The organism is Haloferax sp. Atlit-10N, assembly GCF_003586325.1.
Lineage (GTDB): Archaea > Halobacteriota > Halobacteria > Halobacteriales > Haloferacaceae > Haloferax > Haloferax prahovense.
Genome location: NZ_PSYX01000006.1, coordinates 198,067 through 213,426, shown reverse-complemented (window position 1 = coordinate 213,426; position 15,360 = coordinate 198,067). Strand labels below are relative to the sequence as shown.

The 15,360-nt window shown below is 64.9% G+C and carries 11 protein-coding genes; 6 read left to right on the top strand and 5 right to left on the bottom strand.

Annotation, left to right across the window (positions count from 1 at the left end; translation table 11 throughout):
• Window positions 1-33: 33 nt before the first annotated feature.
• From C5B91_RS17055 to C5B91_RS17035, 4 genes are all read left to right on the top strand, one after another.
• Window positions 34-984 (top strand): UbiA family prenyltransferase, encoded by a 951-nt coding sequence (locus C5B91_RS17055; RefSeq protein ID WP_115820020.1) that lies wholly within the window; start codon window positions 34-36, stop codon window positions 982-984.
• A 96-nt stretch (window positions 985-1,080) separates the two neighbouring features.
• A complete protein-coding gene (locus tag C5B91_RS17050; protein WP_008096749.1) occupies window positions 1,081-1,932 on the top strand; it encodes a sugar phosphate isomerase/epimerase in 852 nt (283 codons plus the stop codon).
• A 368-nt stretch (window positions 1,933-2,300) separates the two neighbouring features.
• Window positions 2,301-4,685, top strand: coding sequence for a PGF-CTERM sorting domain-containing protein (locus tag C5B91_RS17040; protein ID WP_199519537.1), 2,385 nt, complete (start codon window positions 2,301-2,303; stop codon window positions 4,683-4,685).
• A 209-nt stretch (window positions 4,686-4,894) separates the two neighbouring features.
• Window positions 4,895-6,556 (top strand): multicopper oxidase family protein, encoded by a 1,662-nt coding sequence (locus C5B91_RS17035; RefSeq protein WP_049968821.1) that lies wholly within the window; start codon window positions 4,895-4,897, stop codon window positions 6,554-6,556.
• Between the two features lie 16 nt (window positions 6,557-6,572).
• On the opposite strand, the gene C5B91_RS17030 is transcribed toward C5B91_RS17035, so the two are convergent.
• Window positions 6,573-7,178: a YqaA family protein gene (locus C5B91_RS17030; RefSeq protein WP_004971785.1), complete on the bottom strand. Its 606-nt coding sequence runs from the start codon at window positions 7,176-7,178 to the stop codon at window positions 6,573-6,575.
• Between the two features lie 190 nt (window positions 7,179-7,368).
• A complete protein-coding gene (locus C5B91_RS17025; RefSeq protein ID WP_115820021.1) occupies window positions 7,369-10,392 on the bottom strand; it encodes an FAD-binding and (Fe-S)-binding domain-containing protein in 3,024 nt (1,007 codons plus the stop codon).
• 156 nt (window positions 10,393-10,548) lie between these two features.
• On the opposite strand from C5B91_RS17025, the gene C5B91_RS17020 reads away from it, so the two are divergent.
• Window positions 10,549-11,430 (top strand): GAF domain-containing protein, encoded by an 882-nt coding sequence (locus C5B91_RS17020; RefSeq protein ID WP_049968822.1) that lies wholly within the window; start codon window positions 10,549-10,551, stop codon window positions 11,428-11,430.
• 186 nt (window positions 11,431-11,616) lie between these two features.
• On the top strand, window positions 11,617-12,381 hold the full coding sequence (locus tag C5B91_RS17015) for an IclR family transcriptional regulator (protein WP_049968646.1): 765 nt from the start codon (window positions 11,617-11,619) through the stop codon (window positions 12,379-12,381).
• 123 nt (window positions 12,382-12,504) lie between these two features.
• On the opposite strand, the gene aceB is transcribed toward C5B91_RS17015, so the two are convergent.
• The 3 genes from aceB to C5B91_RS17000 form a co-directional block, all read right to left on the bottom strand.
• Window positions 12,505-13,815: a malate synthase AceB gene (aceB, locus tag C5B91_RS17010; protein ID WP_008096759.1), complete on the bottom strand. Its 1,311-nt coding sequence runs from the start codon at window positions 13,813-13,815 to the stop codon at window positions 12,505-12,507.
• A gap of 849 nt (window positions 13,816-14,664) precedes the next feature.
• The gene (locus C5B91_RS17005; protein ID WP_222114937.1) at window positions 14,665-15,126 is read right to left on the bottom strand and encodes a nucleoside deaminase; all 462 of its coding nucleotides are present in this window, start codon (window positions 15,124-15,126) and stop codon (window positions 14,665-14,667) included.
• Window positions 15,127-15,186: 60 nt separating this feature from the next.
• On the bottom strand, window positions 15,187-15,330 hold the full coding sequence (locus C5B91_RS17000; RefSeq protein ID WP_004971811.1) for a rubrerythrin-like domain-containing protein: 144 nt from the start codon (window positions 15,328-15,330) through the stop codon (window positions 15,187-15,189).
• Between the last annotated feature and the right edge of the window lie 30 nt (window positions 15,331-15,360).

Below are 15,360 nucleotides of genomic sequence, written 5' to 3'. Positions count from 1 at the left end.
GAAACGAGAGCCGGACCGACCGACGAACCGACGATGAACCGAACGAACGCGACACCCTCGACCGGCGGTCTTCGACGCTCGCTCGCGAGTCTCGCCAGACTCGTCCGCGTCCCGAACCTGTTCACCGCGCCGCCCGACGTCATCCTCGGGGCGGTGTTGGTCAGCGGCGGCCGCCCGTCGGTTCCGCTCTCGTCGCTCGCCGGCGTCGCGCTCGCCTCGGTGCTGCTGTACGCGGCCGGCACGACGCTCAACGACTACGTCGACGCCGACGAGGACGCGCAGTTCCGTCCGGAGCGCCCGATACCGTCGGGAGACGTGTCGCGCATGCGAGCTCGGAACCTCGGCGTCGCGCTCCTCTGTGCCGGCGTCGTCGTCGCCGCGGCCGCCGGGGGGCCGACCGCCGGCGTCGTCGCCGTCGTCCTCGGCTCGTTCATCGCACTCTACGACGGCGCGCTCAAGGGGACGCCGCTCGGCTTCGCGGCGATGGGCGGTTGCCGGGGAGCGAACGTCGCCCTCGGCATGGCGGTCGTGGCGGGAGCTCCCTCGTCGCTGTCGGCTCCGACGTGGGTCTACGTCGTGCCGGTCGTCGTCGCGCTCTACATCGCCGGCGTCACGTACATGGCCGAGCGGGAGACCGGCGCGGGCGACTCGGGGGCGGTGCTGGTCGGGATGGCCGGCGTCGGACTCGCCGTCGGGTCGGTCGTCGCGGCTGGCGCGGCCGTCGGCGTCGGACTCGCCGTCGGGTCGGTCGTCGTGGCCGGCGGACTCCTCGTCTGGTTCGCGGCGTGGACCGGCCGCGACCTCCTGACCGCCTACGCCGACCCCCGGCCGGGCACCATCGGCCCCGCGGTCGGCACGTGCGTCCTCGCGCTCGTCGTGTTGAACGCGGCGGTCGCCGGGCTTCTGAGTCCCGCGTGGGGTATTGTCGCGGCGGCGTTCGTCGCCCCCGCGGTCGGTCTCTCGTCCGCGTTCGACGTGTCGTGAACCGACGCGGCGCGTCGGTCCGTTGGCGCGTCGGGTTCCATCCCGAACGATTGGCAGTACCAAAACAATTATTCATGTGTGACTGTACCACGACGTATGGTACAGTTAGCCTTCTCTACGAACGCGTACACGCGTTTCGACCTGCCAGAGGCGATCAGGCGAATCGCCGACCACGGCTACGACGGGGTCGAGCTACTGGCGGACGTGCCGCACGCGTTTCTCGCCGACTTCGACGAGACCGACCGCGAGCGCGTCCTGACGGCGCTGGACGAGACGGGACTCTCCGTGTCGAACATCAACGCGAACACGACTTGCGGCTACTACGACGACGCGCCGCCGTCGGCGTTCTTCGACCCGACGCTCATCTCGGCCGACGAGGAAGACCGCCGGTGGCGCATCGAGTACACGAAGGCCGCCATCGACTTCGCCGCGCTGGTCGACGCGCCCGCGGCGTGCGTCGCCAGCGGGTCGTCGCTTCCCGGGACGCCGCCGAGCGAGGCTTACGAGTACCTGCTCGAATCGCTCGACGAACTCACGGCGTACGCCGAGGACGTCGGGGTCGACCTCGGCATCGAGTTCGAACCGGAACTCCTCGTCGAGTGCACCGAGGAGGTGTTGACGCTCATCGACGACGTGGGGAGCGACGCGCTCGGCGTCAACTTCGACGTCGGCCACTCGGCCGTCTACGGCGAGGACCCCGCCGAGAGCATCCGGCAGTGCGCCGGCCACATCACCGGTATCCACCTCGAAGACATCGAGGGCGGCCGCCGCGGGAAACACTACCACCTCATCCCCGGCGAGGGCGACATCGACTTCGAGCCCGTCTTCGGCGCGCTCGATGACATCGGCTACGACGGCTTCGCGACGTTCGAACTGTACACGTACCCCGACGAACCCGACGACGCGGCCCGGCGCGCGCGAGAAGAACTGGCCGAATACGCCCGCTGAAGCGCCGCGGTTCGGCAGGAATTCGCGACGAGAAGCGCACCGAACACCGCCGCTGACGGCATCGATTCCCGCGAGCGACGTCGCGTGAGTGGCCTCGCGGTCCGCACGCTCGGAAACGGTTCTCAGATAATCGTTAACTATTTGCATGGAGCTTTCGATTCACACGCTGATTGCATGCTTTCCAGCGAGAGCGAGCTATCCCCATCCAGAGGTAGCGCGCGCACGAGACGTCAGTCTCCTGTCCGACGAGTCGAACAGACACCGCCGGCGGTCGCGTCCCGCCGAGGCGAGGCGAAGCGGCAGACCGCCGCTTCGCGCTCCGTTCGCGGAACCACTGCTCCATCGAACTCCGACCTGACCACCGCGTCATGAGACCGAGCATACCACGTCCGGGGCGGTCGACGGAACTCCGGAACGCGCTCCCGGTCGTCGCGATGGCGGTCCTCTTGGTGCTCGGCTCGCTCGGTCTGGGCGCGGCTATCGCGCCGGTCGCCGCGGACGCCCACGGCGGGACGCTCACCCGGACAGTCGATGACACGACGCTCGCACCGGGCGAGTCCACCACCGTCACGGTCGAAGTGAACGCCTCCGAACGGGGGAACTTCACCGTGGTCGAAGAGCTGAGTCCGGGCTTCGAATCGGTCGAAATCGTCGACGCCGACGGCGCGGACTTCTCTGGCGTGCGGAACGCCGACGACGAACTGTTCGCCACCTACGGCGACCGCGAGAGCGTCACGCTCGTTTACGAGGTGACCACGGCCGACGACGCGAACGCGACGACCCACGAACTCACCGGATACGGCGACTTCGGCCTCGAAGACATCCGGGCCTCGACGACCGGTGACGGTGAAATCAACGTCTCGACCGACGACGGCGCGAGCGTGGTCCGTTCGGTCGACGACGCGACCCTCGCGCCCGGCGAGTCGGCGACGGTCTGGGTCGCCGTCGAACGGGACGAGGCGGCGAACTTCACGCTCGTCGAGGAGTTCAGCCCCGCCTTCGGCTCGGTCGAAATCGTGGACGCCGACGGTGCGGACTTCTCGGGTGTCCGTGACGCCAACGACGAGCTGTTCGCCACCTACGGCGACCGAAAGCTCGCCACACTCGTCTACGAGGTGACCGCGGCCGACGACGCGACGACCGGCACGGTCTACGAGCTCGACGGCTTCTCGGACGCGAACGGCTCGCAGTCGGCGACTGACGGGACCAGCGAACTCAGCGTGCAGGAGTCGAGCGATGACGACCTCGCGGCCGTCCGTTCGGTCGACGACGCGACCCTCGCGCCGGGTGAATCGACCACGGTCCGGGTCGCCTTCGACCGCGACCGGGCGACGAACTTCACGCTCGTCGAGGAGTTCAGTCCGGCGTTCGGCTCGGTCGAAATCGTCGACGCTGACGGCGCGGACTTCTCGGCCGTACGCGACGCCAACGACGAGCTGTTCGCCACCTACGGCGACCGCGAGTTGGCCACGCTCGTCTACGAGGTGACCGCCGACAACGACGCGACTGCCAGTACGGTCTACGAGTTCGACGGCTTCTCGGACGTGAACGGCTCGCAGTCGGCGACTGGCGGGACCAGCGAACTCAGCGTCCAGGCGTCGGACGACGATGACTCCGGCGCGGTTCGTTCGGTCGACGACGAGACGCTCGCCCCGGGCGAATCCACCACCGTCACGGTCGAGGTCGACCGGGACGAGGCGGCGAACTTCACGCTCATCGAGGAGTTCAATCCCGCGTTCGCGTCGGTCGAAATCGTCGACGACGACGGGGCTGACTTCTCGGGCGTGCGGAACGCTAACGACGAACTGTTCGCCACCTACGGCGACCGCGAGAGCGTCACCCTCCAGTACCGCGTGACCGCCGGTGACGACGTGGACGCCGGAACGGCCTATCAGTTCGACGGCTTCACCGACGTGAACGGCTCGGAGGTGACGACCGGCGGCACCGACGAACTCGACGTTCAGAGCGAGTCCGACGACGACAACTGGGACCTCACCCGGTCGGCCGACGACGCGACACTCGAACCCGGTGAATCGACCGTCGTCTCGGTGGAAATCACCGGCAGCGAGGCGACGAACTTCACCGTCATCGAGGAGTTCAACCCCGGATTCGCGTCGGTCGAAATCGTCGATGACGACGGGGCTGACTTCTCGGGCGTGCGGAACGCCAACGACGAGCTGTTCGCCACCTACGGTGACCGCGAGAGCGTCACCCTCCAGTACCGCGTGACCGCCGGCGAGGACATGGACGAGGACGCCTCGTACGAACTCAGCGGATTCGCGCAGTTCGACGACGACGACAAGGAGATGAGCGTCGACGGCCTCGAATCGCTCTCTGTCGGCGCTGACGGTGACAGCGGTGACGACGGGTCTTCCGACGACGGAGATGACGGAGACGACAGTAACGACGGCGACGGTGGTGACGACAACGACGGTGACGATGGTGACGACAACGACGGCGACGATGGTGACGACAACGACGGTGACGATGGTGACGACAACGACGGCGACGATGGTGACGACAACGACGGCGACGACGGCGACGATGGCGACGGTGGTGACGACAACGACGATAGCAACGGAGACGACGACGGCGACGACTCGGACGACGGAACGACCGAGACGACGACCGCCGACCCCAACACGCCCGCGACGACCACGACTGACACGCCCGTTCCCGGGTTCGGTGTCTCGGTCGCGCTCGCCGCGCTCGTGATGGGCTCGGTCCTCCTCGCGCGCCGGCGAACGACCTAACGAGGCGACTCGTCTTCCCGCAACCTCGAACGTCCTCGAATCCCCTCCGCTCCCGCTTTCGGCTCTAACTCGGTCATTCAGAAGATTTAATATAACAACTCCCAAGTCGTAGTTCAGGGTCCATCATGACAGACTGGTCTAGGCGGCGGTTTCTACAGACAGGCGCAGCCCTCGGCATCGCCGGAACGCTCCCGCAGACGACGACGAACGTGTCCGCGGCGTCACCGGCGTTGGATAAGTTCGTGCAACCGCTTCCGGTTCCATCGGTCCGGGAACCGGACGGGCAGCGAGACGGCGCGGACGCCTACGAGATATCGGTCACCGAATTCAGCCAACAGCTCCATCCGGACCTCCCGGAGACGACGGTCTGGGGGTTCGACGGGTCGTATCCCGGCCCGACCATCGAGGCGGACGCCGGGAGTCCGGTCCACGTTCGCTTCGACAACAGCGAACTCCCGAACGACCACCTGTTCACCGTCGACGAGCGAATCGGCGGCACGACCACGGAGAACCACGCCGGCTACGACGGTCCGGTCCCGGAAGTTCGGACCGTCACCCACTTCCACGGCCTCGAAATCGACCCCGCGAACGACGGGCAGTCCGACATGTGGACCTCGCCGAGCGGGGTCGAGGGGCCGCGGTTCGACTCGGAGTGGCAGGAGCTACCGATGGAGCAGGGTCGGACGACCTCGACGTACCACGACCACACGCTGGGCATCACCCGGCTCAACGCTTACGCCGGGCTGCTCGGCCTCTACTCGATTACGACCGACGCCGAGCGGGAACTCGGCCTCCCGTCCGGCGACTACGACATCCCGCTGTTGCTGCAGGACAAGGAGTTCAACGACGACGGCTCGCTGCACTACCCCGACGAGTTCGTCTCGGCGTTCCTCGGCGACACCGCCGTCGTCAACGGGGCCGTGTGGCCGTACGTCGAGGTCGAACCGCGGCGGTACCGCTTCCGCATCCTGAACGGCGCAAACCACCGGTCGTTCGACCTCCAACTGGAGAGCGAAAGCGGGTCGGGCGCCCCGACGATGTACCAGTTCGCCCCCGGTCACGGCTTCCTCGAATCAGTCGTTCCCATCGGTCCGGGCGGCGACCTCGACTCGCTCTTGCTCACGCCCTTCGAGCGCGGCGAACTCATCGTCGACTTCTCCGACCACGCGGGCGAGACGCTCACGCTCACCAACGGGGCCAACATGGGCCCCGAGTTGACCGACCTCGTCCAGTTCCGCGTCTCGGACCCCGAGACGCCGCCTGAGGACCCGAGCCCCGACCCGACGAACCTGTCGCTTCCCGCACCGACCTCGTACGACGAGAGCGACGCGCGGGTGACCCGCGAGATGACGCTGGGTACCACGGTCGACGTGGAAAACAACCTCATCACGCACACGCTGAACGGATACGTCTTCGGCGACGAGGACGCGCCCGTCTACCCGCAACTCGGGTCGACCGAGATATGGGAACTCCAGAACGAGTCGGGCGGGAGACACCCGATTCACCTGCATCTGGTCACCTTCAGGGTCATCGGCCGCGGCCCCGACGGAACGCAACCGCCGGACCCCAACGAGCTGGGGCCGAAAGACACCGTCCGCGTCGACCCCGACGAGCGCGTGCGGATAATCGTCAAGTTCGAGGGGTACACCGGGCAGTTCCCGTGGCATTGCCACATGCTCGAACACGAGGACAACAAGATGATGATTCCGTTCGTCGTCGAGAACCCCATCGCGGACTATGCGAACGAAAGCGACATCGTGGACGCGACGGGGCTGACGGACGCGGTCGGCGACTGGCGGAACGACGACCTCGAAACCGAGGTCCTCCTCGAAGTCATCGACCAGTGGCGAAGCGGCGACGAGGTCGCCTGACTCCGGTATCGCCGAGTTACTGCACCGGTTCGGCCGAGCGGTCCGAGAACCACCGACTCCGGACGACGTACGCGACGAGGACGACCGCGGTGGCGACGCCGATGATCGAGTACACGTCGACCTCGGTGAGCGACCGGGCGGCCTCGCCGAGATAGACCGCGAGCAGCGCTTCGATGGTGTACCGACCGCCGCGGCCGAGCACCGATGCCGCCAGATACGTCCGGAGGTCGAGGTCGAACACGCCCGACCCGATAGAGAGTAGTTCGTACCCCTCGGGAATCGGCGCGAACGCCCCGAACGCGACCGTCACGAACCCGGAGCGCTCGAAGTATCGCTCGACCTTGTGAACCCGCTCGCCGGCGAACCGCGAGTCCAGCGCGCGCCGGCCACCCTTCTTCCCCATGAGGAAGCCGACCAGCCCCGCCGACACCGACCCGACGGTCGCGACGGCCGCGTACAGGAGCGCGAACTCGGGGTTCGCCGCCGACAGCGGGACGAGCACCAAGTCCGGCGGGACAGGGAGCAAAAAGAATTCCAGGAACGCCACGAGCAGCAGCCCCGGCGCGCCGAGCGAGGCGAAAAACGCGGTCGATAGTTCGACAGTCTCCAGTACGTCTAGCATCGTCGTCTCTACGCAGCCGCTACTGTCAGTAATAAGTATCGCTGTTCGTGAATCTCGACTCCGCGAGCGGAGGGCTGCGAAACGAAGAGTCGCCGCGGGTGCAAAGCGGCGGGTTCGGTGGTGGTTCGCGGGTCGCGTCAGGTCGGTTGGTTCGTGAGTCGCGTCAGGCTATCGGCTGTCGGCTATCGGGTCAGTCGAGGGCTTCGGCCATCTTCTCGATGGGGTGCGGCGGGCGGGACTCGCCGGGTCTGTCGCCGAGTTGGGAGCGACACGACGCGCCGGGTGCCGTGACGACGTCGCCGGGGCTCTCGTCGACCTGACCGAACAGGATTTCGCCGATGCCCTTCGAGAGTTCGTAGTGCTCTTCTTCGTAGCCGAACGACCCGGCCATCCCGCAGCAACTGGAGTCGAGCGGGTCGACGGCGTAACCGGAGCGACGGAGGACGCCCACCGCGTGGTGGTCCTTGTTCGTCGCCTTCTGGTTGCAGTGGCCGTGGTACGTCAGCGTCTCGGCGGGGGCGTCGAAGTCGAGGTGGTCGTCGGCGCGCGCGACGTCGAGGTACTCCATGATGCCGTAGGCCGACCCCGAGACGAGTTCGACGCCCGTCCCGTCGAGGAGGTCGAGGTACTCGTCTTGGAACATCACCGCGTCGGAGGGCTCGACGAAGACGACCGACCAACCGTCGTCGATGTAGGGGCGGAGCCGCCCGACGTTGTGCTGCGCTCGGTCGCGGGCCGTGTCGAGCATCCCCATCGAGAACGCGGCGCGGCCGCTCGCTTCGAGGTCACTCGGAATCCGCACGTGGACGTTCGCGGCTTCGAGGACCTCCACGGCGGCCTTGCCGGGTTCGGGGTAGTTGTAGTTGGTGTAGGTGTCGGGGAAGAGAAGCACCTTCCCTCGGGCGTCGGCGGGCGACACGGACGACCCGCCCCGAGCCTCGAACCACTCCTCGAGCGACTCGCTGCTGAAGCTCGGAAGCTCGCGCTCGCTGGAGATACCGAGGACCTTCTCCATCACGAGTCGGCTCCCCGGAAGCTCCGCGGCGGCGTTCGAAAGCGGGGCGAGTTTGCTCCCGATTTTCGACAGGGTGTCGATGTTGCCGAACACCCGCGAGCGGAGGCTGGTGCCTTCCTTCTGGTGGTACTGGTGTTTCACCTCGGACTTCAGCTTCGCCATGTCGACGCCGGTCGGGCAGTCACTCTTACAGCCCTTACAGCCGACACAGAGGTCCAACACCTCGGTCTGGAAGCGCTCGGAGTACAGTTCGTCCTCGGGGAGTTCGCCCGAGATGGCGGCCCGAAGCATGTTCGCGCGTCCGCGAGTCGTCTGGACTTCCTCCTTCGAGGCGCGGTAAGTCGGGCACATGGTGTTCGAGTCGGTCTGCCGGCAGGTGCCACAGCCGTTACAGAGCTCGACGAGGTGCGAGAAGCCGCCCTCGTCGTCGAAGTCGATGGCGGTCTGTGGCTCGACGGACTGGTAGTCCGGGCCGTACCGGAGGTTCTCGCGCATGTCCGCGCCGACGCCGCGGTCGCTGTCCGGTCCCGGGTCTGAGGGACCGTCTCGGTAGACGACGTTCCCGGGGTTGAACATCCAGTCGGGGTCGAACGCCGTTTTCAGCTCCTTGAACGCGCCCCAGAGTTCGGGGCCGTACATCTTCGGATTGAACTCGGTTCGGGCCATCCCGTCGCCGTGCTCACCGGAGAACGCGCCGTGGTGCTCGACGACGAGGTCGGTCACGTCGTCGGTGATGGAGTGCATCTTCTCGATGCCCTCGTTCTCTTTGAGATTCAGAATCGGGCGGATGTGGAGCGTTCCCGACCCGGCGTGGGCGAAGTACGCGGCGGAGGTGCCGTGGTCTTCCAGCACCTCCTCGAACTTCTGGACGTACTCCGCGAGTTCCTCGGGCGGGACGGTCGCGTCCTCGATGAACGGGTACGGTTTCGGGTCGCCTTCGAGGCTCATCAACAGCGGAATCGCCGCCTTGCGGAGCTTCCACAGTCGGCCCTGGCTCTCTTCGGAGTAGGCTTCGAGCACGTCGAACGCCGCGCCCGAGTCGACGAAGTGGGCGTTCGTGTCGGCGACTGCGGCTTCGAAGTCGTCGACGAGTTCGTCGTCCCACTCCAGCATCAGCGCCGCTTTCGCCCCTTCGGGGATGGGTTCGGCGTACTCGGCGTAGCCCTCCGACTCGCGGGCGAGTCGGAACACCTCGTCGTCCATGAGTTCGACGGCGCTGACTGGGAATTCGAGTGCCTCCGGGACGGCCTCCATCGCGTCCACGAGGTCGTCGAAGCAGTACAGCGCGAGCGCCGTCTCGTCCGGCTTGGTAACGAGCGAGACGGTGGCCTCGACGATGACGCCGAGGGTCCCCTCCGCACCGACGAACAGCTTCGAGAGGTTGATGACCTCCTCGCCGTCGTCGTTCTCGTAGATGACCTTCTGGAGGTTATACCCCGACACCGAGCGCTTGAGCGACGGATACTTGTTCTCTATTTCCCCCTCGTGGTTCTCGACGAGTTCCCGAACCGTCCGGTAGATGTTCGCCTCTAAGTCGTCTTGGGCGAGGATGGATTCGTGCTCGTCGCTGTCGAGGACGACTTCGCGGGTGTGTACCAGCGAGCCGTCGGCCAGAATCACCTGCAACTCCTCGGTGTAGGCGTCGGTGATGCCGTAGCGGACCGAGTGCGCGCCCGTGGAGTTGTTGCCGATGCCGCCGCCGACGGTCGAGCGATTCGACGAGGCGGGGTCCGGCGCGAACTTCAGTCCATGTTCCGCGAGCGCGGCGTCGAGGTGGTCCTGGACGCACCCCGGTTGGACGGTCGCGCGCTTCGCTGACGGGTCGATATCAACGATATCGTCCATGTACTTCGTGAAGTCGATGACGACGCAGCCCCGTCCGACGGTCTGGCCGCCCAACGAGGAACCCGTTCCGCGTGGCAGAACGGGGACGCCGTGGCTCGTCGCGGTCTCGACGGCGGCGCGGACGTCGTCTACGTCCCTCGGCAAGACGACCCCCGCGGGTCGCGCCTGATAGATACTGCCGTCGGTCGCGTACAGCACCTGCGCGTACTCGTCGAACTTCACCTCTCCGTCGACGCGGGAGCGTAACTCCGTCGCCAACGCCGAATACTCCACGGCGTCCGGCCGGTCGAGGTCTAACGTCGTCGCCGATGTCTCTCTTCCCCGAGGGGAGTCGAGCGTGTCTTCGACTGCCATCATCATTGATACACATACGCACGGATTAAATGCTCTGGTGTTGCGACACGTCTCCGCCCCCGAACGGTCCGTCGCGACCGACGTGGGGATTTATATTCACGTCCTCGGTACGTAACGACATTCATGGTCAGGTCACCGAACTGGAATCAAACTGACGTGGCACGCGCTGTCCCGACAGCATCGGAAACGGAGGTCGACCAACTACTCGCGAGCCTCCAGCGACTGACCGGTATTGGCGTGTGGTCGTACGACGTCTCGCGCGAGGAACTGTGGTGGAGCGACGAGGCAAAGCGGATACACGGCTTCGACGCGTCGGCGACGCCAACCGTCTCGGACGTCGTCGAACAGTACGCCGAAGGCGACCAAGACGAGGTGCTCGCCTACCTCGCGGACGCAATCGAACACGGCGAGTCTTTCTCCGTCGACGTGCGGTACGCGAGCGAGCGGACGACCGAGCGGTCGATACGGCTGGCCTGTGAACCGCTGGTCGAAGACGGTCGGACAGTCGACCTCCACGGCGTCGTACAGGACGTGACCGACACCAAGCGTCAGGAACAGCGCATCGAGATTCTCCGACGGACGAGCCAGGAACTTCGGAACGCGAGTTCGAAGGCGGAAGTCGCCGAGATACTCGCCGACGCGGCGAAGAACGTCCTCGGCCTCGTCAACACGACCGTTCGGCTGGTCGACGAGAACCGGAGCATGCTCCAGACTATCGAGGCGACGGAGGAGTGTCTGGAACGCGCCGGCGACCGACCGAACTACTCGGTCAGCGAGGACACGCCGGCGGCACGGACGTACCGGACGGGTGAACCGGTCATCCACGCGAACCACGAGCACACCGAAGACGACCACAGTCGGGGGGCCCTCCAGTCCGGGCTGTACGTTCCCATCGGAAGCCACGGCGTGCTCAGCGCCGGCGACGTTGTCGTCAACGCGTTCGAAGAACACGACCTCGAAGCCGCGAGTCTCCTCGGCCAACTCGGCGCGGAGGCAATCACGCGCATCGGCTGGGTGAAACGGTCGCGGGCGATTTGACGCACACTGAACGCTCTCCTCGTCACGAAGTTCGACGCTGCCAGAGGCGAACCGTGAGTTCGCGACGCGCTGTTTGTTCCCGGGGTAGTCGGATAGAAACATATCCGAATTGACAGGGCTGGCTCGCCAGTTCAGTTGATTTACATTATGGCAACAGTTATCAACCATCAACATAATAGTTGAGGTATGATTGAGAACGTGACCGGGCGACGGCTCAAGACGACCCAAGCCTCGTTGGAGATTCTCAGCCTCATTTTGGAACACGACGGCCTCACGCTCGCCGAACTGGACTCCATGGTCGACAGTTCGAAGAGCTCCATCTGCAGTCACCTCAACACGCTCTTGGAGAGCCGATACTTGGTCAAGCGCGACGGCGTGTACCACGTCAGCTTCAGGGTGGCGCTGTTGGGCGAACGCGCTCGACACCGCTATCCGAACGACGAGGTCGTCGAGCGGGTCGTCGACGAACTGGCTCGCGCGACCGACCAAGAGGCGAACTTCACGATTTTCGAACACGGTCGGCTGCTCATGTGTTACGGGTCGTCGACCGAGGAGGGGAGAGACGCGAACGGCACGCGGTACCGGTCGGAGTATCACCTGCACAACACGGCCGCGGGGAAGGCCATCCTGGCGGAACTGGACCGCGACGAGGTCGAGTCGATAATCGACTACTGGGGCCTGCCGCGGGAGTCGGAGGGCACGATTACGAACCCCAACCAACTGTTCGACGCGCTGGACGAAATCGCGACCCAGAAGTATGCCGTCGTCGACGAGGAGTTCGCGCCGAACCTCATCGCCATCGGTGCGCCGGTCCACGACGGTGACGGGCGCATCGTCGGCGGGCTCAGCGTCGGCGGACCGAAGTATCAGGTGGACATGACGCGACTCGAACGCGAGTTCGCCGACAAGCTACTGAACGCCGTCGAGTCGCTGGAATCGACGCTCGCGTGACCGACACCGTCTCGCGGATCTCACGGGGTACCGAAGCTTTCGCTCGCGGTCGAGTCGGACGTCGCGCGAAAAGGACAGACGCGGTTGGTTGGACTTGTCTGGGTGGCTGACTGACCGGGTGCGTTAGTCGTCTGTCCCGACTGCCATCGCGCGCTCGACGATGTCGGTGCCGTACATCTCTTCGAGCGCGTCGTGTTGGTCCGGGCGGTGCTCGTACACGTCTTGGAACAGGGCGACGGGCGTCATCGCGGCCTGATAGGTCGCCTCGTCCCACATGCGGTCCTTGGCGATGTCGACTTCGACGCCGTCGATGACGAGCGTCGTCGCTTGCGTCATCGCAATCGCGCCCTTGCCAGCTTCCTTGGCCGCCTCGAACTCCTCCATGGAGTCGACGATGTCGTCCATGCTCGGGACGTAGGTGGTCAGGTCGAGGAGCTCCTCGTGGAGTTCCTCGCCGTCGAGTTCCTGTTCTTCGCCGTCGACGCGGAGCACGTAGCTGTCGTCGCCGACCTGTTCGAGCGAGAGTTCGTCGCCGTCGTACACCTCGGCCCCGTCCTCGGACGCGAGTTCGATTTCGTCGTCGTCGAGTTCGAGGAGCCAACTGCCGGTCTTCGGCGGCAGGGGTGCCTCGTTGGCGGTGACGACCTGTCCGGGCGTGAGCGCCCAGATGCCCGTCATCCCCATGGCGCGGTTCTCGACCATGCGCTCGCGGTAGCCTTCGACGTCGCGGATGTCGTCGTACGGGCCGTCGACGGCGATGCAGTTGGCGGCGCTCGCGCCGCGGGAGGTGTTGTGTCGCAGTTCGGCCCACGCCGGAAGCTCGCCGGTCGGCGTCATGGCGCGCATGTCCTTCGTGTAGTCGACCTGCCCGTCGACGAGGAGGAACAGCCGTTCGAGGTTGTTGGACGGCTTACCCTTCTCCGCGCGGAGGTCGCTCATCGCGAGTTCGGCTTCACCGCTCTCGATGATGACCGACATCGACAGGCTTCCCTCTTCGAGGCCGTGTTCGTTCTCGATGATGGTGAAGAACTCGTCGGCCTTCTTCCAGTCGTCGAGGTCGCCGACCTCGGGGATGACGAAGCCGTCGATGTGCTCGACCGCACCGTTTTCTGGGTCGGTGATTTCGAGCATCTGCTTGAAGCCCTCGTAGCGAGTCGAGGGGTCGTCGCGGTGCCACACGACGCGGGGGTGAATCTCGCCGGGGAAGTCGGCTCCGTGCTCGGAGACGACCTCGACGAGGTTCTGGACGCCCTCGGCCCGCATCGACGGCGCGGTGGCGTCTTCGTTGTCCGGAATCCAGGTGTCGGGGGCCTGCATCCCCCGCAGTTGTGCCGCGCTCTGCAACATCTTCGCCGAGTTCTCGCCGCCGACCGCCGTCGGCGAGGTGAAGAACGTACGTACGAACTCTCGTTCGTAGTTTCTGTCGCTACTCATATCGACAGTGGAAACGTCTCTTCCGAAACATATTAAATATTTAGACTCGCCCAATCGGAGGCTTGCGATTCGACGGTCGCCGGCGGTTCAGATATCGGAAGTCATCTCGCTGACCGAGGTCGGCGAACGTCTCCACCGATGGAGAGATGCTCCGGATATCACTAACTTACATTATGTAAATGACTGCAATGTCATGTGTTCACATTATACAGATATGTGGAATTAAATCGGTTTGTGTTACAGGCATAGCTCTGTAATTCTAGTTGGGGGTCACCCACAACAACACGCGACGTTCGGATTATGTAAATGAGCTCGCCGCCTCTCGGTTCTCACGGTCCTCTCGATATCGGAAATTCGTGAGCGTCGACCGTCGTCCGACAGCGCCCCGAAGTCCTTTCGTGTTCGACTCGGTTCGACGAGTTCGGATGGACACCGTGGTCGGTTATATCAGATGGTAATAATAGTTTGAATACTGGTATTTACTTGGTGGCTCTCTTTTCACTCATTACGTCCTGTTGTGTAGTTATTTATGAACGTCACCCGAGAAAAATTTTGCATTCTCTTGTTGATTTCGTTTAGAAATTCTAAGATAGGTGAGTTTGTATCGGTTCAGGTGGGCGGAGGTGTTCCTGAGAGATATCTACACTCCCGCGTTATACGCGGCTTACCGCTGGTATTGATGGAATCTGTATTGGCACCTTCATCTCAGCGACCGACAAATAAATCAGTATTAAGAACATTCGATAAAACCATCTAATAACTGATAATTTTGGTTCGCCGCAATCGCGGCGTCCGCGCGTGGCTGCAGCGCCGTTCGGCCGCGGCCGGCCGGGGCTTTCGAGCCGTCGGTTACCACTCGTACGCTCGGTGAATCTGCCGGGCTTCCTCGTTCAGCACCGGGCCGACTACCTCGGTGACGCCGTCGAGAATCGCCGCCGACCGGACGCCGGGGCTCGAACCCGTGAACTCTCCGATTTCGTCGCCGCTGACGCCGTACACGACGCGCGCGAAGCCGGCGGTCGCCATCCCGCCGGCGCACATCGGGCAGGGCTCCGTGCTGGTGTACATCACCGTCTCCGCCCGCTCGTCGGGGTCGTACTCTCGGCATGCCCGATAGGCGAGCTGTAACTCGGGGTGCCGACGAATGTCGGACTCCGTCACGATGCGGTTCGAGTCGCGCATGACGACCTCGTCGTCGCGGACGAGGACGGAGCCGAACGGTTCGTCGCCGCGGGCGGCGGCCTCGCGGGCGAGTTCGAAACTCTCGCGCATGTGCGCCTCGTGGTCGAAGTCGTCGAGGTGAGTCGTCACGTCGCCTACGGTCTCCACGCCGAGCGGCTTAAATCGAACGACGACCGCGCCCTCGCGCGGTTACTCAATTGCCGTCCGTCGGTTGCGCATCGCTCCTCCGCAGTCCGGGCAGCGTAGCGGGTTGTGTTCGGTGAGGACGATACCGCCACACTCGAAGCATTCGTACGTTCCTTCCTCGCCGGGGGTGGATTCGACATCTCTCATGGTTCGCGAGCGCCGGTCGTGTCCCGGACG